This is a genomic window from Enterobacter sp. UPMP2061 (assembly GCF_053709615.1).
Genome location: NZ_JBSKJP010000008.1, coordinates 118730 through 137251, shown reverse-complemented (window position 1 = coordinate 137251; position 18522 = coordinate 118730). Strand labels below are relative to the sequence as shown.

The following is an 18522-nucleotide window of genomic DNA, read 5'->3' as shown; positions in this document are numbered from 1 at the left end:
TTTACTCCTTCTCGTTGACCTCTGGCAGCTGCCAGAAATCGAAAAAATTAAACCAGTCGAGCGGCGACAAGAGCGCGTAATGCTCCAGCCGCTGCGCATAGCGGTCGACGGTCTGCTGTAGCGCCTGCTGGCGTTCGCCGCGCGGCAGCAGCAGCGGGTCGGCAAACGGCTCGCAGTGCAGGGTCAGCTTTCCCTGCTGACAGAGGGCAAAAATCAGCACCACCGGGCAGCGCAAAATGGACGCCAGGATAAATGGCCCCTGCGGGAACGGCGCGGGCTGGCCCATAAATTCGCTCCATATCACCCGCCAGCTACCGCCGCGCTGCGGGGTGACGGCGATGCGATCGCCCACGATCGCCACCCATTCGCCGCGATCCAGCTTCTCTTTAATGAGGATCGCAGTCTCCGGGCCAATGTCGGTGACCGGCATCAGGTGAATGCCCGCCTGCGGTGCCATCTCCTCCATCACCTGCTTAAAGCGTCTGGCGTTGTCGCTGAAGACCAGCGCGTTGATGGTTTTCGCCCCTTCGCGCTGGGCCAGCGCCCGGCAGGCTTCCACATCGCCAAGATGCGACGCGAGCAGCAGTTTGCCCTGAGGATCGTCGAGCCCCAGCGCCTCCTGCGCGCCTGGCGCAAAGACCAGATCGCGATGGAGTTTCATTTCGCCGCGCCAGCTGGCCACTTTATTCAGCATGGCATGACCGAAGCGCAGGAAGTGGGAAAAACTGTTAAGCCGCGCGGGTTGCGGCATTTGCCGCTGTGCCATCACCGTTTTAACCCGCGTCAGCCACTGCTGCGACGCCTGACGCGCAGAGCGGGCGGTCAGCCAGTAGACGGCGGTAACCGGCCACAGCAGGGCGGTAAACGCCTTTCGCCCCAGCAGCTGCCAGACGCGCAGCATCAGGCGCATGCCCCATAATCCTTTTACCTCCTGCTGCTGCGCCCAGTGCTGTGAGCGGCGACGCATCAGCAGGGAAGGAATGCGCGGCAGCATGCCGAGAAACAGACGGGTATGCATCAACGAGATGCGCACGTTGTCTTTCAGGGCATCAAAATGGGATACCCCGTCCGGCGGATAGGTCACGCGGGTGGGCAGAAAATAGCTGGTGTTGCCCTGCCAGTAGAGGCGCACCATCACTTCGGTATCAAAATCCATTCGCCTGCCGAGCGGCGTGGTTGCTGCAAGGCGCAGAACCGGGGCTATCGGGTAAACGCGAAACCCGCACATGCTGTCTTTCAGTTGCAGGGAGAGGGTTTCAATCCAGACCCAGACGTGCGTTATCCAGCGCCCGTACAGGCGCGAACGGGGGATTGAGTCATCGTAAACGGGCTGCCCGGAAATGAGCGCATCGGGATGACGCCCGGCCAGCGCCAGCAGTTTGGGGATGTCCTCGATAGCGTGCTGGCCGTCAGCGTCCACCTGAACGGCGTGGGTGAAGCCGCGATCGGCGCAGGCTTTCAGCCCCTGCATCACCGCCGCGCCTTTGCCGCTGTTTTCGGCCAGCCGCAGCAGCGTGACCTGCGGACGATCCGCCGCCAGCGCTTCAAGCGTGCGGCGCGTGGTTTCATCGCTGCCGTCGTCCACCACCAGACAGGGCAGATCGAAAGGCGCCAGGCGCGCCAGCACCGAAGCCATCATCGCCCCGTGGTTGTAGCAGGGGATCAGCACGCAGGGACGGAAGGTTACTGACATAAGCGAATCTTCCCGCTGCTGGCGGTGTGGCGCTCGTTACCCGCATGGCGCTGGTAGCTAAAGGTCAGCAACTGGCGTTCAGGCTGCCAGGCAAGGAGCAGCGTGACCGTGTTCTCCGGCAACAGCGGGGCGGCGAACTTCACGTTCTGAATACTGTGAAAACGGTAGCCCGACGCCAGCGCGGCGGCGTAATGCATCACCCAGTCGAGCTGCGCCACGCCCGGCAGCAGCGGCTGTACGGCGAAATGTCCCTTAAACCAGAGCAGGTCAGGATCAAGATAAAAGGTTATCTCCAGATGCTGTGGATCGGGCTGGAGGCGCCCGATTTCAGGGATCTTCATGAAACAACTCCTGTAGCTGCGCAGTCACGCGCTTGTTCATGCTGTTGACCGGGATTTCATCAACGATCCGCCAGTAGCGCGGTACGGCAACCGGTTCAAGCCAGGGGCGAAGGGCGCGTCGCCAGGCGAGCTCCTGCGCTGTTTTGCTCTGTTCGTGTTGCTGACGCACCGCTTCATTCAGCACCAGCAATACGCCAATGCCCTGACGCCCGCCGCGCGTCACCGTCAGCGCGGCGGCCTCGCGGATGCCGTCCAGCGCCAGCAGGCGGCGCTCAATGTCATCGAGTGAAATGCGCTTATCTTCAATTTTGACCACCCGACCACGGCGCCCGACGAGGCTGAACTGCCCGTCAGCCGTGAAGTGCAGGATATCATCCAGCACGATTCCCTCCGCCTCGGGGATCAGCGGCGATATCACGCGATCGCCGTGAAACGTCACGCCGCGAAAAGGCTGCCAGCGGGTGCTTTCCTCCTGACGGTAGCGCCAGGCCATTACGCCCGTTTCCGTGCTGCCGTATATTTCATCCGGCCAGACGTTGAGCCAGGCCTGAACCGCGGCGACCTCCTGCCAGGGCAGCGCGCCGCCTGCGGAGACGAGCAGGTTAACGGGGGGCGGCGCCAGCGACGCGTCCAGCCGCTTGAGAAACGCCGGACTGCTGATGAAAAGATAGCGTTTATCGTCGGGAAGGGCAGAGAGCTGCTCGGCATAGTTGAGCAGGCTGGCGTGCAGCGGCAGGCCGAGCGCCATAGGTAAGACGACACGAAACGTCAGGCCATACAGGTGGTGCAGCACCACGGAAGCCACGACGTGACAGCCCGCCAGACGCTCGCCAAAATGCGCCGCCAGCAGACGAGCCTCACGATCCAGGCTGACTACCGGTTTACTGACCCGCTGCGGCGTGCCGGTCGAGCCGGAGGTGTAAAGCTCGATCGTGCTCATCTCACCGATGGCAGGCAGCGGTGAAAAGGGATGGCCTGCCCGCTGCGCGGAAGCCACCCGCAGCTGTCGCCCCTGAAAATCGAGCGTGGTGTCGCTCAGGACGCCGCTGAACAGCGCCCGCTGTTCGTTAAGCTGCGCCGCCCGGCTGTGCCCGGGGAGAACCGGCGTTTTACCCGCATGCAGCGTCGCCAGCAGCGCGACAATAAACAGATAGCCGTTTTCGATGCACAGCGCCCAGCGCTCGCCATCTTCACTACGCAGGGTGTCGACCAGCTGGGTCACGTCGTGGCGCAGATCGCCAAGCGTCCAGAGGCGGTCGTCCTGCCAGGCGACAGGGGTGTCATCAGGGCGGGGTGCACTGAGCCACTGGCTAAGCGGAAGAGGGTTAAGCATCGTTTTTCATCACCCGTTGTCGCACCAGCCACTCGCCAGCCATCAGCGTGCCCATCAGGAGATAGGCAATCATCCCGTTCCACAGCGTCCACAGACGGATATCGGCGTGTAATACGGTAAACAGCGCGATCGCCCCGTTGATAATAAAAAAGCCGCACCAGACCTGGGTAACCCGGCGCGTGTAACGTACCCCGACGGGGGAGAGAGCCGGTTCACGCAGGCGCGCCAGCCGTTCGACGACAGGCATTGCCGTCCACAGCGAACCGCCAAACACCACCAGCATCACCAGATTCACCACCACTGGATATAACAGCACCCACTGGTGCGCGTGCAGGACGTAGCTCGCCGCGCAAAGCGCTATGCCAGCCAGCGCCACGCTCACGAACAGATAACGCAGGGGGCCGCCCTGCCGACGGGCCTGGCAGACGCGCAACAGCAGCACCAGCGCCATCACGGGCAGTATCCCGTGCAGGCTATTATTCGCCAGCCCGAAGCCGATCAAAAACGGCCATGCCAGCAGCATCAGCCCCGTCAGGGCGGGAAGAACTGGAATCGAACGCACGTTACGCGTCGCGCTGAAGCTGTTCCACAACGTCCACGACGTCCTGCACCGTGCGCACCGCTTTGAAGGTTTCAGGCTTGATTTTATGGCCCGTTTTCTTTTGCAGGTGCACCACCATATCGACGGCATCAATGCTGTCGAGGTCCAGATCCTCGTAAAGACGTGCCTCAGGGGTAATATCCTCTGGGGCGATTTCAAACAGCGTAATAAGAAGCGCAGAGACTTCCTGATAAATCGTTTGTTGTTCTGTCATAGCGGTCATTCTCAGGCGCGTTGTTGATGGATAAAAGCCGCGAGCGTGGCAACGGAATAGAAGTGCTGACGCATCTCGTCACTTTCGGCAGAAAGCACTACGCCGTACTGATTTTTTACCGCCAGACCCAGCTCAAGGGCGTCGATTGAGTCCAGACCGAGGCCGTCGCCAAAGAGCGCGGCGTCTGTATCAATATCCTCTGGGGTAAGTTCTTCCAGATTCAGCGTAGAGATAATGAGATTCTTAATTTCGAGATAGAGCGCTTGCATCTTTCGTTCCTGACAAAGATTGAAGACCGGTTGTTAACTGATGCTGCATATGCCGGTTTAACTGCCTTGCTGCCAGCGCGGGTTCGTGCTGACTCGCATCATAAAAATCATGAATGTTGATGCATTCGCGAACATCCACGGTGAAAACAGGTTTGTTGGGGGGCACGTTATACCAGCTGCTCTGTTTATCCAGCATCCGTTCACTACAGTGGATCACCACCACGCGCACGGCGCTGTTGCAGCGAACGGCGATATTCGCCGCCCCACGTTGCAGGGTCATGGCTTCCCCCACCCGGGTGCGGGTGCCTTCAGGGAAGATAAGCAGGGTGTCGCCCTGGGACAGACGCTGCTGGCTTGCGGCAAGCAGCGTGTCGGCTTCGCTGTTAATCAGATAGTCAGCCGCGCGGATCACGCCGCTGACGAACGGGTTACGCAGCAACGCGCTTTTCACCAGACAGTCGGTTTCGTTCATCACCGACGCCAGCAGAACGTAGTCCAGCAGCGAGGGATGATTCGCAATCACCAGACAGCCCCGCTCGGCGCGCAGAACGTCCAGGTTGTTGAAACGGTAATCCAGTACCCCTGCACCGCGTACCACCGCGAGGAACAGGCGAAAACTGGCAGAAATAGTGCGGCGTGCCAGGCGGCGACGTTGAGTGCGGTCGCGCTGGAAAATCAGCAGCAGGTTAAACCACACCAGCGACAGCGTCAGCCCGCCGAGGCCGAACAGGACGAAGCACAATCCGGTCATCAGCATCCGCCATACCCGATCGAGGCGGGAACGTAACCCTCTCATTGGCGCGTCCATTGCCACAGCAGGCGCTCGCCCGGCAGGGTAAACTGGCGCTCGTCCCGCAGGTAATGGCGAAGGAACTGGAGACTTTGCGGCAGCGCGGGCTCTTCAGGCGCGCGGTTGACGTGCGTTTCACAGCTGAGCGTATTTCCCGCCTCAATCACCAGCGCCAGCGCGTAGGGCCAGACGGGCATCTGCGGCGGCAGCCCGGCGTGATAAAAATCAGGCAGCAGACCGTCGAAATCCACCAGCAACACGCGGGAGTAGCCCGCATGCAGCAGGCTCAGCACGTCGCACAAGCTCTGCTGGAAGGTATCCATACCGGCGGAAACCGACGAAGAGACAACAGGCTGACGCGCGGCGATAGTAAGATTGCCGACCGCCGAGTTGTGTACCGACATGGCAAAATCGGTGGGGGAAACGGGCTGTTCTGCCGCCAGGGCCTGGAGAATACGGAAATTGCGCTCCAGCTCCCCATGACGGCTGCTGTAGACGACGGCATCGATGCGGTGTTTGCGCAGCATCATCAGGCCAAGATCGACGGCCAGCCTGCTGCCTGAATTCAGGCGGCGGGCGGTCATCATCGGCAGATCGGTCAGTTTCGCCAGCGGTGCAGCGGGATCGATGCCGTCAGACCGGCGTGACCATGCCTGCCATTCGTCGGCATCGCTGAGTCCTGGCGCTCTTGCCTGCCAGTCGATAAGGGTAAGTGTAAATTTCATCTACGCGCGTCCGCGATAAACCTGTTTCTGTGACTTTTTCTTCGCCAGCGCGATTTGCTGCGCACATCGTACAATGTTGTCGTCGCGCTGGCGAATAAACGTCACTTTTGACCCTTTCCACCCGGTTATCCCGGCAAACGGCTTTTTGGCCGACCCGGACCCAGAAGAATGGCGAGTTTACTGCCTCCTTTCGTGGTTTCCATCCAGATTTTACAGACGCTGGTGAGCGGCACGGAGAGCAGCATGCCCACCGGACCCAGCAGCCATCCCCAGATCAGTAACGATAAAAACACCACCATCGTCGACATGCCCAGACGGTGGCCCATCATGCGCGGCTCAAGAATGTTACCCAGCACCATATGCACGACGAGGAACAGCGCACCTACCAGCATGCACTCATAAAAACCGTTAAACAGGAACGCCTGGATCATCGGCGGAACGGCGGAAAGCACCGCGCCGATATTGGGTACGTAGTTCAGTAAAAACGCCAGCACGCCCCACATCAGCGCGAACTGCACGTCCAGCAGTATCAGCCCCAGCCAGACGATCACGCCGGTCCACAGGCTTAACAGCGTTTTCAGCGCCAGATATTTGGATACGCCCTTCAGCGCGCGGTGCAAGCCGGCAATGTGGATCTGTGGATTGTTCAGGGCAAAACGCAGTTTATACGGCACGTGGCGCACTTCGAACAGCATAAACACCACCGTCATCACCAGCAGCAGAATGCTGGCCATTGCCCCGGAAAGCCCGGTCATCAACGTGGTGGCGTAGGTCATCACCTTCTCGGAATCCATCCGACGCAGCATCCGTTCCGGTGAGATATGCAGATTCACGAACGGCAACATGCGCTGAAGATCGACCAGCTTGCGCGTCAGCTCTTTATTGTACTGCGGCAGCATGGTGGAAAATTCGCTCAGCGAGGCGGCGAGCACGCCGAACAGCGCCGTCAGGACAACCAGCATCACCATCACCACAATGGTAATCGCGACCGGGCGGCTGATGCCCCGGCGTAAAAACCATGTCACCAGCGGGTTGAGCACAATGGCGAAAAACAGCGCCAGCAGAAGCTGAACAATGATATCCGCCGCCGCGTGGATACCCGCAAGGATAACCACCAGGCAGGCAAGTTTTAATAAAATATGAAGTCCGGCTTTGTCGGGCGGGCTGGCAGTCATAAGAATTCCTTTTTCCGGGGGGCGTGTTAATTGTAGTGCGCCGGATGGGCTTCGTCTGGCGTGTTAGTCTGAAAGTCGTGGCAAAAAAATGGCCCCCGGCGCAAGCGACGGAGGCCACGGCATCCTGGTGAACGATTACTGGATCACGAGGGTGTTAATGATGTTTTCAGCGGCGGTCTGCGCTTTCTGCTGATTGTCTGCCGGCAGGGTGATCTGCATGGTCAGCAGTTTATTGTCCACCTTGCCGAGCACCACGGAGGAGTAGGCGGTCTGGCCTTTGGCAGAGATGATGCTGTCCAGCTGTTGCAGCGTGTGGCCTTTCAGTTCAACAGACTTATTGGTGACCACCTGAAGCTGCGGGTCGCGGCTGCGCTGCTGATCTTCCAGGCGTTTGGCCAGCACGCCAAGATCTTCGCTGGTATCGTCACCGACGATCACAATCACCGCTTTTTGGCCGGTGGCATCGGAATAGACGTGCATATTGTTCGCCTGGGTGCCCAGCTTACCGCTCTGGTCGGTCATGTCCGCGGGCAGAGAGAAACTGAGTTTGCCATCCATCAGGCTCACCGGCTGACCGGTGGCGTTGCTTTCTGCTGACGCGCCCTGAGCAGGCGTTTTGGTGTCGCTGTTATCACAGGCTGCAAGGCCAACAACCAGCAGGCCAATCCCGACATATTTAACCAGATTGCGCATTGACTTCTTCCTTTCGATAAACGGCCATAACGGCTCATTCGTTCATCTTATCACAACTGATAAAGCGAACCCTTAACCTGCCTGCAATGCGGAGATTTCAGATTTATCTGCCAGCCTTTTCAGCAGCATATTCAACAGTACGCCGTACATCGGCAGGAAGAAGACCAGGCTGATAAGCACCTTAAAGGCGTAGTCCACCAGAGCGATTTCCATCCAGTGTTCTGCCATGAAGGCGTCCGGGCTGCGCCAGAAGGCGATGAAGAAGAAGGCCAGCGTATCGCTCACGTTACCGAACAGCGTGGAGGCCGTTGGTGCCATCCACCAGCGATGGTTTTGACGCAGGCGGTTAAACACGTGGACATCGAGGATCTGCCCCAGGGCATAAGCCATAAAGCTGGCGGTGGCAATACGCGCGACGAACAGGTTGAAGTGCGTCAGCGCTTCGAAGCCCTGCCAGCTGCCCATGTAAAACAGCGAGGAGATGGCGTAGGAGACAAACAGTGCCGGGATCATCACCGCAAAAATAATCCGCCGCGCCAGCGGTGCGCCAAAAATACGCACGGTTAAATCCGTCGCAAGGAAAATAAACGGGAAACTGAACGCGCCCCAGGTGGTATGGAAACCAAAAATGGAGATGGGGAGCTGTACCAGATAGTTACTGGAGATGATCACCAGCAGATGAAATAGCGAAAGCCAGAACAACGCCTTGACGCGCTGCGATTGTGTAAAGGAGTTCATATTGTACCTTTTTGATTAATATTTGGGGTGAGGGAACCCAATAAAGCCGCCGCATGATACTGCTTTGACGACACTTTGCAATGGCTAATTTTCACGCAATCGTTAACCTGGTTTGCATTGGCGATAGCGGGGCGTAAACTACAGCCGTTTTTACCTGAACGAGAAGAAAATGACCGACCTGTTTTCCCGCCCAGACCACACGCTTGATGCTCAGGGCCTCCGTTGCCCGGAGCCGGTAATGATGGTGCGTAAAACCGTCCGTAACATGCAGAGTGGCGAAACGCTGCTGATCGTCGCTGACGACCCGGCTACCACCCGTGATATCCCCGGCTTTTGTACCTTTATGGAACATGAACTGGTGGCGCAGCAAACCGAGACCTTGCCGTACCGGTATTTGATTCGTAAGGGGTAAGTGCGGCCTGACGCCCGGCGGCGCTTCGCTTGCACGGGCCTACGGGTGTAGTAGGTCGGGTAAGGCGCAGCCGCCACCCGACAAGTACTCATCACAATTTCGAACCATCGTTTCAAAATTTCGCGCTTTTGTGAGGCGCTTCACCCTCCCTTTTCCAGCCGTAGTCTAATTTTTAAGCGTCAAAAACTAAAACATCGTTTTAACGCTTATCTCACTACCCTGGAGTTGACTCAATGAAAACGACCCTCAAGCCGTTACTGGCCGCGCTGTGCCTGTCTGCTTTTGCCTGCTCCGTTTCTGCCCAGACCATCAAAGCCGCCGATGTGCATCCCGAAGGCTACCCGAACGTGGTGGCGGTTCAGCACATGGGTGAAAAACTCAAACAACAAACCGATGGCAAGCTGGAGATTAAGGTCTTCCCCGGCGGCGTGCTGGGGGATGAAAAGCAGATGATTGAGCAGGCGCAGATGGGGGCGATCGACATGATCCGCGTCTCCATGGCGCCGGTGGCTGCCATTCTGCCGGATATCGAAGTGTTTACGCTGCCCTACGTATTCCGCGATGAAGACCACATGCACAAGGTGATCGACGGGGATATCGGCAAGCAGATTGGCGACAAACTCACCGCCAACCCGAAATCGCGTCTGGTCTTCCTTGGCTGGATGGATTCCGGCACCCGTAACCTGATCACCAAAGAGCCGATCGTCAAACCGGACGATCTGAAAGGGAAGAAAATCCGTGTGCAGGGCAGCCCGGTGGCGCTGGCCACGCTGAAAGCGATGGGGGCGAACTCGGTGGCGATGGGCGTCAGCGAGGTTTACAGCGGCATGCAGACCGGGGTGATCGACGGCGCGGAGAACAACCCGCCAACCTTTATCGCCCACAACTATATGCCGGTCGCCAAAAACTACACGCTGAGCGGCCACTTTATCACCCCGGAAATGCTCCTGTACTCAAAAGTGAAATGGGACAAGCTCAGCGCCGACGAGCAGCAAAAAGTCCTGACGCTGGCCCGCGAAGCGCAGTTCGAGCAGCGCAAGCTCTGGCAGGCCTATAACGACCAGGCGCTGGCGAAAATGAAGGCCGGCGGCGTGCAGTTCCACGACATCGATAAAACGGTGTTTATCAAGGCGACAGAGCCGGTGCGCGCGCAGTATGGCGATAAGCATCAGGATCTGATGAAAGCCATCGCTGACGTCCAGTAAACCGGAGTACGTATGTCCGAACTCTACCTGAAGTGGATGGACCGTCTGTACCTGTTCGCCATGGCGGTGGCAGGTATTTCGCTGTTGGTGATGACGATTGTCATCCCCATCGGCATTTTTTCACGCTACGTGCTTAATCGCGGCGAATCCTGGCCGGAGCCGATCGCCATTATCTGCATGGTGACGTTTACCTTTATCGGCGCGGCGGTGAGCTACCGCGCCGGGTCGCATATTGCGGTCAACATGCTCACCGACCGCCTGCCCGCGTCGCTGCAAAGAGTGTGCGCGCGGATGGTGGATCTGCTGATGCTGATGATTTCAGGCCTGATGTGCTGGTACAGCTACTGGCTGTGCGTCGAGCTGTGGGAGCAGCCGGTGGCGGAGTTTCCGCTTCTGACCTCCGGCGAAAGCTATCTGCCGCTACCTGTCGGGTCGGCCATTTTGATCCTGTTTGTGCTTGAACGCCTGCTGTTTGGCTCGCAGGAAAACCGTCCGGTCGTGCTGATCGGCAATCACAGTTAAGGGGTGAACAATGGATGCGTTTGTTTTGTTATTCACCCTCGCCATTTTGCTGGCGCTGGGGATGCCGGTGGCTTTCGCCGTCGGGTTAAGCGCCGTGGCGGGGGCGTTGTGGATCGATCTGCCGCTGGAGGCGCTGATGATCCAGATCACCAGCGGGGTGAATAAATTTACCCTGCTGGCGATCCCGTTCTTCATTCTTGCCGGGGCGATCATGGCGGAAGGGGGCATTGCCCGACGGCTGGTCAACTTCGCGTACGTTTTTGTCGGCTTTATTCGCGGCGGGCTGTCGCTGGTGAACATCGTGGCATCAACGTTCTTCGGCGCGATTTCCGGCTCGTCGGTGGCGGATACGGCGTCTATCGGCAGCGTGATGATCCCGGAGATGGAGAAGAAGGGCTATCCGCGCGAATACGCGGCGGCGGTGACGGCCAGCGGGTCGGTGCAGGCGATCCTGATCCCGCCCAGCCACAACTCGGTGATTTACTCCCTGGCGGCAGGGGGAACGGTCTCCATCGCCACGCTGTTTATCGCGGGCGTGCTGCCGGGCCTGCTGCTGGGCGTGAGCCTGATGGTGCTCTGCCTGTGCTTCGCCCGCAAGCGCGGCTATCCGAAAGGGGACAAAATCCCGTTCAGGCAGGCGCTGAAAATCATGCTCGATGCTCTGTGGGGGCTGATGACTGTGGTGATTATCCTCGGCGGGATCTTGTCCGGGATATTCACGGCGACCGAATCTGCCGCCGTGGCCTGCCTGTGGGCGTTCTTCGTCACCATGTTCATTTACCGCGATTACAAGTGGAATGAACTGCCGAAGCTGATGTGCCGCACGGTGAAAACCGTCACCATCGTGATGATTTTGATTGGCTTTGCCGCGGCGTTTGGCGCGGTAATGACCTACATGCAGCTGCCGATGCGCATCACCGAATTCTTCACGTCGCTCTCCGATAACAAATACGTGATCCTGATGTACCTCAACATCATGCTGCTGCTGATTGGCACGCTGATGGACATGGCGCCGATCATCCTGATCCTGACCCCGGTGCTGCTGCCGGTGACCAACTCGCTGGGGATCGATCCGGTGCATTTCGGGATGATCATGATGGTGAACCTGGGGATTGGGCTGATCACGCCGCCGGTCGGGTCGGTGCTGTTCGTGGCGAGCGCGGTGAGTAAGCAGAAGATCGAGCACGTGGTGCGGGCGATGCTGCCGTTTTACGGTATGTTGCTGGTGGTGCTGGGGATGGTGACGTACATCCCGGCGATATCATTGTGGTTGCCGGGGGTGCTAGGGATGCAGTGACGCCGTTTTATGCCGGGTGGCGGCTACGCCTTACCCGGCCTACGGTTACGGTTCGGAGATGTTGTAGGCCCGGTAAGGCGTAGCCGCCACCGGGCATTTTTACCGACGGCGCAACAGCCGCAACGCGTTCGCCGTAACCAGCACCGTCGCCCCCGTATCCGCCAGTACCGCCAGCCACAGTCCGGTCATGCCGAGCAGCGTGGTGACCAGGAAAATCCCCTTCAGACCCAGCGCAATGCCGATGTTCTGCCGAATATTGGCCCGCGTCGCCCGCGCAAGATCTATCATCTGCGCCAGCCCGGTCAGGCGGTTGTGCGTCAGCGCCGCGTCGGCGGTCTCCAGCGCCACGTCGGTGCCGCTGCCCATCGCAATGCCGATGGTTGCCGCCTTCATCGCAGGCGCATCGTTAATGCCGTCACCGACCATCGCCAGCGGCGCGTGAGCGTTCAGTTCCGTGACCGCGCGGACTTTATCCGCGGGCAGCAATCCGGCCTTGAATTCCAGCCCCAGCTCACCGGCAATTGCCGCCGCCGCGCGCGGATTATCGCCGGTCAGGATCACGCCCTGTACGCCAAGCTGATGCAGCGCCGTCACGGCCTCTTTGGCGTCATCGCGCAGGGTGTCGCGCAGCGCCAGCATCCCTTTCGCGACGCCGTCCTGCATGAGGGTCACGACAGTTTGTCCGGTCTGTTCTAACGCCTCAACCTCTGGATGAGAAGACTTACCCGCCGCGACAATAAGCACCTTTTTACCGTCAACGGTGGCCTCAATCCCCGACCCGACCAGCGCCCGCTGTGCCGTTGCCGTCGGGATGTTCAGCCCGCGCGACTGCGCTTCACGCACAATCGCCTGCGCCAGCGGGTGAGTGGAGCCCTGCTCAACGGCGGCGGCCAGCGTAAGTAACTCATCTTCACCGATATCCTGCGGATACACGCCGGTGACCTGCGGCTTGCCGACGGTCAGCGTGCCGGTTTTATCGAACGCGATATGCTGGACCTGGCTCAGCTGCTCCAGCGCCGCGCCGCCCTTAATCAGCGCCCCGCGACGTGCCGCCGCTGCCAGTCCGGAGGTAATCGCCGCAGGCGTGGAGATCACCAGCGCGCACGGGCAGCCGATCAGCAGCAGCGTCAGCCCTTTATAGATCCAGCCCTCCCACGGTGCGCCGAAGAACAGCGGCGGCACGATAGTAACCAGCAGGGCAACCAGCATGATGGCAGGGGTATAAATCCGGCTAAAACGGTCGATGAAACGCTCGACAGGCGCGCGGCGCTCCTCGGCTTCTTCTATCAGCCTGAGGATGCGGTCGATGGCGCTGTCGCCCGGTTCGGAAAGGACCGTCAGCAGCACCAGTCGGTCGACGCTGGTGGCGCCCGCAGGCACCTTCTCACCTGCCGCGCGCGCTACCGGGATGGATTCCCCGGTCAGGGCGCTTTCGTCAAAGCTCGCGGTGGCGGTAATGATGGCCCCATCGGCTGGCAGACGTCCGCCTGCGGGCACTTCAATCACGTCGCCCGGGCGCAGGGTGTTGATGGCGACCGTTTCACGAGTACCGTTTATCACGCGAGTGGCGGTTTCCGGCTTCAGCGCCATCAGCGCGCTCACCCCTTTACGCGCCCGGCTCGCCGCCCAGCCCTCAAGGCGTTCGCCAATTAAGAACAGCAGCAGCACCATCGCCGCTTCCGCCGTCGCGCCAATAAATAGCGCCCCGATAGCCGCCACGCTCATCAGCGTTTCGATGGCAAACCAGCTGCCGCTTCTCATCAGACGCAGCGCCTGACGCGCAATCGGGAACAGGCCAACCAGCGTGGTGGCGATAAACGCCAGGCTGCCGAGCGGGTGGTTGATTTGCTCCAGCCCCCAGCTCAGGGCCATCATGATGATGAGGGTGATAAGGGGCAGGTTTTCTTTTAGCGGGGACGTTTTTTCTGCGGGCGCCGTTTCGCTGCGCAGGGTATAACCCGCTTTGCTGACGGCGGCTTCAACCTGTCTGCTGACGTCGTTTTCGGCGCTGACCAGCAGCTTTTCGGTAGCGAACAGCACCTGAACGTGTTTCACACCCGGCACCTGCTTCACCGCATTTTCCACTTTGCGGGCGCAGGCCGCGCAGTCCATGCCGTTGACCACCCAGCTGTAGTGATTGCCGTTTTCAGGCAGCGCTTCGGTCCGGGTTTCGCACGCGCCCTCGCAGCAGCAGTCCTCTTTTGGCGGAACCGGGCTGAGCTTAAGTGCCGAGAATTGGGGAACTTTTTTAGGTATTTCTGGAGTCGACATGGCAGTCTCCGGTAATGATAATTTTCTCATTAACCGCAGCATACACTCTGGAGTCGACTCCAGAGTCAAGCGTTATTTAGATATACAGCGAACGCACAATCAGGAAGTGTCCGGCAAAGTAACAGGCGGCGGAAATCGCATTATCCGCACGGAAGCGGCGGCGATAGTGGCTGCCCAGCCAGACGATATTACCCAACAGCAACAGTGCGGCACCGAAGAACGCAGACATTGCCGGAGCGGTCGGACGGAAGAACCACAGCTCGCCCGCCAGCCACACCATCACCAGCGTCATGGCGATAAACGTACAGACTGGGAGACGCATCTCTTCCAGACGCGACCAGATCACCGCGATCAGCAGGGCGCCAATCACCAGCAGCACCAGCGGCAGCGGCCAGAAGAAGGAGAGCGTCATCTGGCTGGCAAAGTAGATGGTATAGAGCAGATGCGACAGGAAGAACGCCCCCACGGCGTACAGCAGGCGCTGGCGCGGCAGCAGGGTTAAGGCATCGCCAATCAGGGAAGCACACAGCCCCGCGAGGACAAGATAGCTAACGGCGTTAAACATCGGGGCCTGCCAGGCAAGCAACAGCAGGAGTAATAGCGTGACGGGTTTAAACAACCAGCGCTGCCAGGCTGGGCCACGGTAAGACGCATCGACGTAAAGCCATGCGGAAAAACAGACAGCGATAAATGACCAAAGCATATTAACTCCCTGTAACTGTTGAGGCTGAATGATCAGTTCCTGATCCAGTGTAGTGACGCGAGCGGGCGTTTGGCAATGCCGGGGCAGGCGAGGTATCCTGAATTCCGCATAATCTGATGGGATTTTTCAATGAGCAAGATGCCGCTGTTTTTCATTATCGTGGTGGTGATTATCGTCATTGCCGCCTCGTTTCGCTTCGTGCAGCAGCGCCGTGAGAAGGCCGACAACGACGCCGCGCCGCTGATGCAAAAGCGCGTGGTGGTGACGAACAAGCGTGAGAAGCCGCTTAACGACCGCCGCTCCCGCCAGCAGCAGGTGACGCCTGCGGGCACAACGATGCGCTATGAAGCGAGCTTTAAGCCGGAAACCGGCGGGCTGGAGATGACCTTCCGCCTGGAGGCGCAGCAGTACCATCAGCTGACGGTGGGGGAGAAAGGCACGCTGAGTTACAAAGGGTCGCGGTTTGAAGGGTTCATGGCGGAGCAGTAATCTGTTGATCGGCGCTGAGTCTTCTTACCAGTGCCGATCGTAAATTCAATAGATATATATAGCGTGGAGTAAATATAATTGTGGTTTATGTTTTATAAAAAATATTCTGTTTTATATTCCCATTAGTGACTTAAAATATCGTTTGCATCACTATCTTACCCAGCATTTCTTAATATGATCTTATCATTGTTATTGTATGAATATATAAATTTATAATTCAAATGGATAAGGTATTTAGATGGCGAATACAATGTGGTTGACGTTGAAGGGACAATCGCAGGGAATGATTTCTGCTGGATGTGCTTCGATAGATTCAATAGGGAATAAATCACAGCCTGCCCATCGAGATCAGATTATGGTCATGGCAATTAATCATGGAATGAGTCGGGCGCAAAATGTAAATCATCAGTGTTTGACGTTTATTAAACCTGTGGATAAATCCTCGCCGTTGTTGGGGAAAGCCATTACTGACAATGAAACGCTAAGCTGTGAATTTAGCTTTTATCGCACCAGTCAGACTGGTTTAAACGAATGCTATTACTCACTAAAACTGATTAATGCCAGAATATCCAGCTTCCATCTACAGGTGCCGCATACCATTGATGACAGTGCGGGTCAGCCAGAAGAAATGATCGAATTGTCATACGAATCTATTGCCTGGGAGCATCGTATTGCTGGAACCAGCGCCTACAGTATCTGGGATGAGCGAATTTTTTAAGGACCCATGAGGAAGGTTATAATGACTGGATAGGGGATCATCGTGAAGATATTCTCAGAGGAAATAACTGGCAGCGTAATTTGCGTTTCGAAAATGAAATCAAGCAGCTGAAAAATAGCCTGGGCAACAATGCCAACCACATTATGCTGCTCACGCCTGACGAGGCGCAGGGTGTGATTGACGATTTGTTAGGTAGTCAGCCTGTTGGCTTTTCTACTACCTATGCCGGTAACATCAAAGAGACGGTTTCTGCGACTAAGAATCTGTCGAAGCTATTTTCTTATCAGCAGGCCGGAAAGATTGTTTTCACTTTAAAAGGTCTTGGGATCAAAGCAACGCAGTATGCTTATCAGGGAAAAATGTATGTGAAGATTACGGGCTACCCTTCTTTGCGACGCATTCTTAACGGAACCCGTTACCGGATTAATCATCCCAAAGTGCTTGAGGTTGGCATTGGTAGCGTCGGGTTTCAAAACGGCATTATGTCAGGAGCCCGATTCTGCATCTGGTTTTCCGCATGCTGGCGGTTGGTTGAGTTGATCTTCAAATCTGACCATGACGTCGCCGCATTCCTGGGGAATGTGACGATGGATGTGGCGAAAGTTATTGTGGGGGTTTTTGTTTCGAGATTGGTTGGGGAAGGGATCTCGTTGGCTATATCACCATTTATAGCGAGTGTAGCTGTTCCGGTTTGGGGGCAAATAGTCTGTGTGGTTGTAATAGGTATAGCTATTGCCAATGCGCTCAATGGGCTGGACAAACAGTATGATTTATCAAACAAACTTATAGATTGTATAAAAAAGGGTATGAAAGAGCAGCAAAAAATCGCAGAGTGGAACGCTCGAAACTCAGTAAATGGTAGTTCATTTTACTGGGAGAATTACTGATATGAGCGTTAACATTAATCTTAATAAAATTAAAAGAAGGTGCTTTTTATTTTTCTGTATCTTCTTTTTTGGTATTTTTGCTTGGGGTTTTTATTGGGCTAGCGTACCAGATATAACCGATATCATTGAATCCAGAAGCATTATTTATTTTTTTTTTTTTTTTTTTTTGGGGTTCTTTTATTATGTTGTTTGTTTTCCCGGTTGCTTGTTGTTTCGTTTTGGTTATTGTCTATATGACTTTTACGAAAAACATGGAGCCACCCAGCTTCTTCGCCAAAGGCATTATCGTCGGTTTTCACGTTATCGGTGCAGGATTTGTTATTGGCAACATTCTCTCGTTTATCGTCATATTTTATCCCCTGGGAACCAACTATGTCTTATGTGAACGTCTTGGGCCCTTTTCGGGAACGTATTACACCAGAACGGAAGAGATTTGCACGCAGGTGAAATACCTGCTTAAAACAAGAGCCAGAGATATCCAAAAATTGAATGATCAGCTGGACGGTGTATCGTCACAGTGATGGTGTTTCGTAGGCCCGGCTCGCTGCGCGCCACCGGGCAAAAGCGCACTTTACTTCTTCACCTGCGCCTTAAACTTCTTCATCCACACCAGCAGCTCAAACACGCCGAAAATAAACACCCGCAGCTGCTGCCAGCCGGTCATCGGTGGGCCATCTTTCGGCAGACCGTTTTTCAGCATTACCATCTGCAAGGCATGCATGAACGCGGTAAAAATCAGCGCCACGTTAATAAAGATATTCAGCGGGCGCGGGAACGGGTGCACCAGATTCAAAATCAAAAATGCCCAGACGCCCAGCATCAGTACGCGCCCTACGTTAATCAGTACTGGCATCGGATCCTCCTTGTGCCTGACGGTGATACAGACGATAAGCCACCTGGCCGGCGACCTTCTCGCGGTGCAGATCCCAGTGAACGGGAACGGGCGGCAGGCCATTTTCCACTTCGCTTTCAACGTAAATCAGCGCGTCGTCTGCCAGCCAGCCATTTTTTTCCAGCAACGATAATGTCTCTTCCAGCAGCCCTTTACGGAACGGCGGGTCAACAAACACCACGTTGAACGGCGTCCCCTGTTGGGCGAGGAAGCTCAGCGTGTTGGTATTCACCACTTTCGCGTTGGTTGCCTTCAGCGTAGCCAGATTTTGCTGCAATGTCTGCGCGACGCCGCGCTCCATCTCCAGCAGCGTGGCGCTGGCGGCATAACGCGACAGCGCTTCCAGCCCCAATGCACCGCTTCCGGCGAAGCAGTCCAGGCAGTTGGCGTCTACCATAGACGGGGCGAGCCAGTTAAACAGCGTCTCGCGAACGCGGTCCGTGGTGGGGCGTAAACCGGGGCTGTCCGGCACCGGTAATTTCCGGCCTCGCCACTGACCGCCGATAATGCGAATTTGACCGGCCGGGGCGCGGGTGGGTTTCTTCATCTCAGGA

At 57.1% G+C, this 18522-nt stretch carries 23 protein-coding genes; 8 read left to right on the top strand and 15 right to left on the bottom strand.

Annotation, left to right across the window (positions count from 1 at the left end; translation table 11 throughout):
• Position 1: 1 nt before the first annotated feature.
• From ACWKXX_RS16075 to ACWKXX_RS16025, 11 genes are all read right to left on the bottom strand, one after another.
• Positions 2–1693 carry a glycosyltransferase family 2 protein gene (locus tag ACWKXX_RS16075; RefSeq protein ID WP_261665928.1) on the bottom strand — a complete coding sequence of 564 codons (1692 nt, stop codon included), beginning with the start codon at positions 1691–1693 and terminating at the stop codon, positions 2–4.
• The gene (locus ACWKXX_RS16070) at positions 1684–2034 is read right to left on the bottom strand and encodes an ApeI family dehydratase (protein ID WP_017693835.1); all 351 of its coding nucleotides are present in this window, start codon (positions 2032–2034) and stop codon (positions 1684–1686) included. The genes ACWKXX_RS16075 and ACWKXX_RS16070 overlap by 10 nt, the downstream gene beginning before the upstream one ends.
• Positions 2021–3367: an AMP-binding protein gene (locus ACWKXX_RS16065; protein ID WP_261665929.1), complete on the bottom strand. Its 1347-nt coding sequence runs from the start codon at positions 3365–3367 to the stop codon at positions 2021–2023. The genes ACWKXX_RS16070 and ACWKXX_RS16065 overlap by 14 nt, the downstream gene beginning before the upstream one ends.
• Positions 3360–3959 (bottom strand): COG4648 family protein, encoded by a 600-nt coding sequence (locus ACWKXX_RS16060; RefSeq protein WP_032649760.1) that lies wholly within the window; start codon positions 3957–3959, stop codon positions 3360–3362. Before ACWKXX_RS16060 ends, ACWKXX_RS16065 begins: the two co-directional genes overlap by 8 nt.
• Positions 3931–4182, bottom strand: coding sequence for an acyl carrier protein (locus tag ACWKXX_RS16055; RefSeq protein WP_003861262.1), 252 nt, complete (start codon positions 4180–4182; stop codon positions 3931–3933). Before ACWKXX_RS16055 ends, ACWKXX_RS16060 begins: the two co-directional genes overlap by 29 nt.
• Before the next feature lie 11 nt (positions 4183–4193).
• Positions 4194–4451: a phosphopantetheine-binding protein gene (locus ACWKXX_RS16050; RefSeq protein WP_003861263.1), complete on the bottom strand. Its 258-nt coding sequence runs from the start codon at positions 4449–4451 to the stop codon at positions 4194–4196.
• A complete protein-coding gene (locus ACWKXX_RS16045) occupies positions 4426–5247 on the bottom strand; it encodes a lysophospholipid acyltransferase family protein (protein WP_058686435.1) in 822 nt (273 codons plus the stop codon). Before ACWKXX_RS16045 ends, ACWKXX_RS16050 begins: the two co-directional genes overlap by 26 nt.
• On the bottom strand, positions 5244–5966 hold the full coding sequence (locus ACWKXX_RS16040; protein WP_047736887.1) for a beta-ketoacyl synthase chain length factor: 723 nt from the start codon (positions 5964–5966) through the stop codon (positions 5244–5246). Before ACWKXX_RS16040 ends, ACWKXX_RS16045 begins: the two co-directional genes overlap by 4 nt.
• A gap of 125 nt (positions 5967–6091) precedes the next feature.
• Positions 6092–7141 carry an AI-2E family transporter gene (locus ACWKXX_RS16035; RefSeq protein ID WP_261665931.1) on the bottom strand — a complete coding sequence of 350 codons (1050 nt, stop codon included), beginning with the start codon at positions 7139–7141 and terminating at the stop codon, positions 6092–6094.
• A gap of 135 nt (positions 7142–7276) precedes the next feature.
• A complete protein-coding gene (locus tag ACWKXX_RS16030; protein WP_003861272.1) occupies positions 7277–7834 on the bottom strand; it encodes a DcrB family lipoprotein in 558 nt (185 codons plus the stop codon).
• Between the two features lie 72 nt (positions 7835–7906).
• Positions 7907–8572, bottom strand: coding sequence for a 7-cyano-7-deazaguanine/7-aminomethyl-7-deazaguanine transporter (locus tag ACWKXX_RS16025; protein WP_003861274.1), 666 nt, complete (start codon positions 8570–8572; stop codon positions 7907–7909).
• A gap of 169 nt (positions 8573–8741) precedes the next feature.
• On the opposite strand from ACWKXX_RS16025, the gene tusA reads away from it, so the two are divergent.
• From tusA to ACWKXX_RS16005, 4 genes are all read left to right on the top strand, one after another.
• Positions 8742–8984: a sulfurtransferase TusA gene (gene tusA, locus ACWKXX_RS16020; protein WP_261665933.1), complete on the top strand. Its 243-nt coding sequence runs from the start codon at positions 8742–8744 to the stop codon at positions 8982–8984.
• 233 nt (positions 8985–9217) lie between these two features.
• Complete coding sequence (locus ACWKXX_RS16015; RefSeq protein WP_045333892.1) at positions 9218–10189, top strand: TRAP transporter substrate-binding protein; 972 nt, start codon at positions 9218–9220, stop codon at positions 10187–10189.
• Positions 10190–10201: 12 nt separating this feature from the next.
• Entirely contained in the window at positions 10202–10711 is a 510-nt protein-coding gene (locus ACWKXX_RS16010) for a TRAP transporter small permease (protein WP_023295550.1), read from the top strand.
• A 10-nt stretch (positions 10712–10721) separates the two neighbouring features.
• Positions 10722–12008: a TRAP transporter large permease gene (locus ACWKXX_RS16005; RefSeq protein ID WP_015571481.1), complete on the top strand. Its 1287-nt coding sequence runs from the start codon at positions 10722–10724 to the stop codon at positions 12006–12008.
• Positions 12009–12107: 99 nt separating this feature from the next.
• On the opposite strand, the gene zntA is transcribed toward ACWKXX_RS16005, so the two are convergent.
• Both zntA and ACWKXX_RS15995 read right to left on the bottom strand, forming a co-directional pair.
• Positions 12108–14279 carry a Zn(II)/Cd(II)/Pb(II) translocating P-type ATPase ZntA gene (gene zntA, locus ACWKXX_RS16000; RefSeq protein WP_261665934.1) on the bottom strand — a complete coding sequence of 724 codons (2172 nt, stop codon included), beginning with the start codon at positions 14277–14279 and terminating at the stop codon, positions 12108–12110.
• A 76-nt stretch (positions 14280–14355) separates the two neighbouring features.
• Positions 14356–14982: a lysoplasmalogenase gene (locus tag ACWKXX_RS15995; RefSeq protein ID WP_003861515.1), complete on the bottom strand. Its 627-nt coding sequence runs from the start codon at positions 14980–14982 to the stop codon at positions 14356–14358.
• 129 nt (positions 14983–15111) lie between these two features.
• On the opposite strand from ACWKXX_RS15995, the gene ACWKXX_RS15990 reads away from it, so the two are divergent.
• From ACWKXX_RS15990 to ACWKXX_RS15975, 4 genes are all read left to right on the top strand, one after another.
• Positions 15112–15471, top strand: coding sequence for a DUF2500 domain-containing protein (locus ACWKXX_RS15990; protein WP_196359185.1), 360 nt, complete (start codon positions 15112–15114; stop codon positions 15469–15471).
• A 238-nt stretch (positions 15472–15709) separates the two neighbouring features.
• Positions 15710–16189, top strand: coding sequence for an Hcp family type VI secretion system effector (locus ACWKXX_RS15985; RefSeq protein ID WP_045341613.1), 480 nt, complete (start codon positions 15710–15712; stop codon positions 16187–16189).
• Between the two features lie 80 nt (positions 16190–16269).
• On the top strand, positions 16270–17076 hold the full coding sequence (locus ACWKXX_RS15980; protein WP_261665935.1) for a hypothetical protein: 807 nt from the start codon (positions 16270–16272) through the stop codon (positions 17074–17076).
• A gap of 182 nt (positions 17077–17258) precedes the next feature.
• A complete protein-coding gene (locus tag ACWKXX_RS15975) occupies positions 17259–17597 on the top strand; it encodes a DUF1240 domain-containing protein (protein WP_454540834.1) in 339 nt (112 codons plus the stop codon).
• Positions 17598–17647: 50 nt separating this feature from the next.
• On the opposite strand, the gene ACWKXX_RS15970 is transcribed toward ACWKXX_RS15975, so the two are convergent.
• Together ACWKXX_RS15970 and rsmD are read right to left on the bottom strand one after the other, a co-directional pair.
• Positions 17648–17929, bottom strand: coding sequence for a DUF1145 family protein (locus ACWKXX_RS15970; RefSeq protein ID WP_015571478.1), 282 nt, complete (start codon positions 17927–17929; stop codon positions 17648–17650).
• Positions 17913–18515: a 16S rRNA (guanine(966)-N(2))-methyltransferase gene (rsmD, locus tag ACWKXX_RS15965; protein WP_015571477.1), complete on the bottom strand. Its 603-nt coding sequence runs from the start codon at positions 18513–18515 to the stop codon at positions 17913–17915. The genes ACWKXX_RS15970 and rsmD overlap by 17 nt, the downstream gene beginning before the upstream one ends.
• Positions 18516–18522 lie beyond the last annotated feature (7 nt).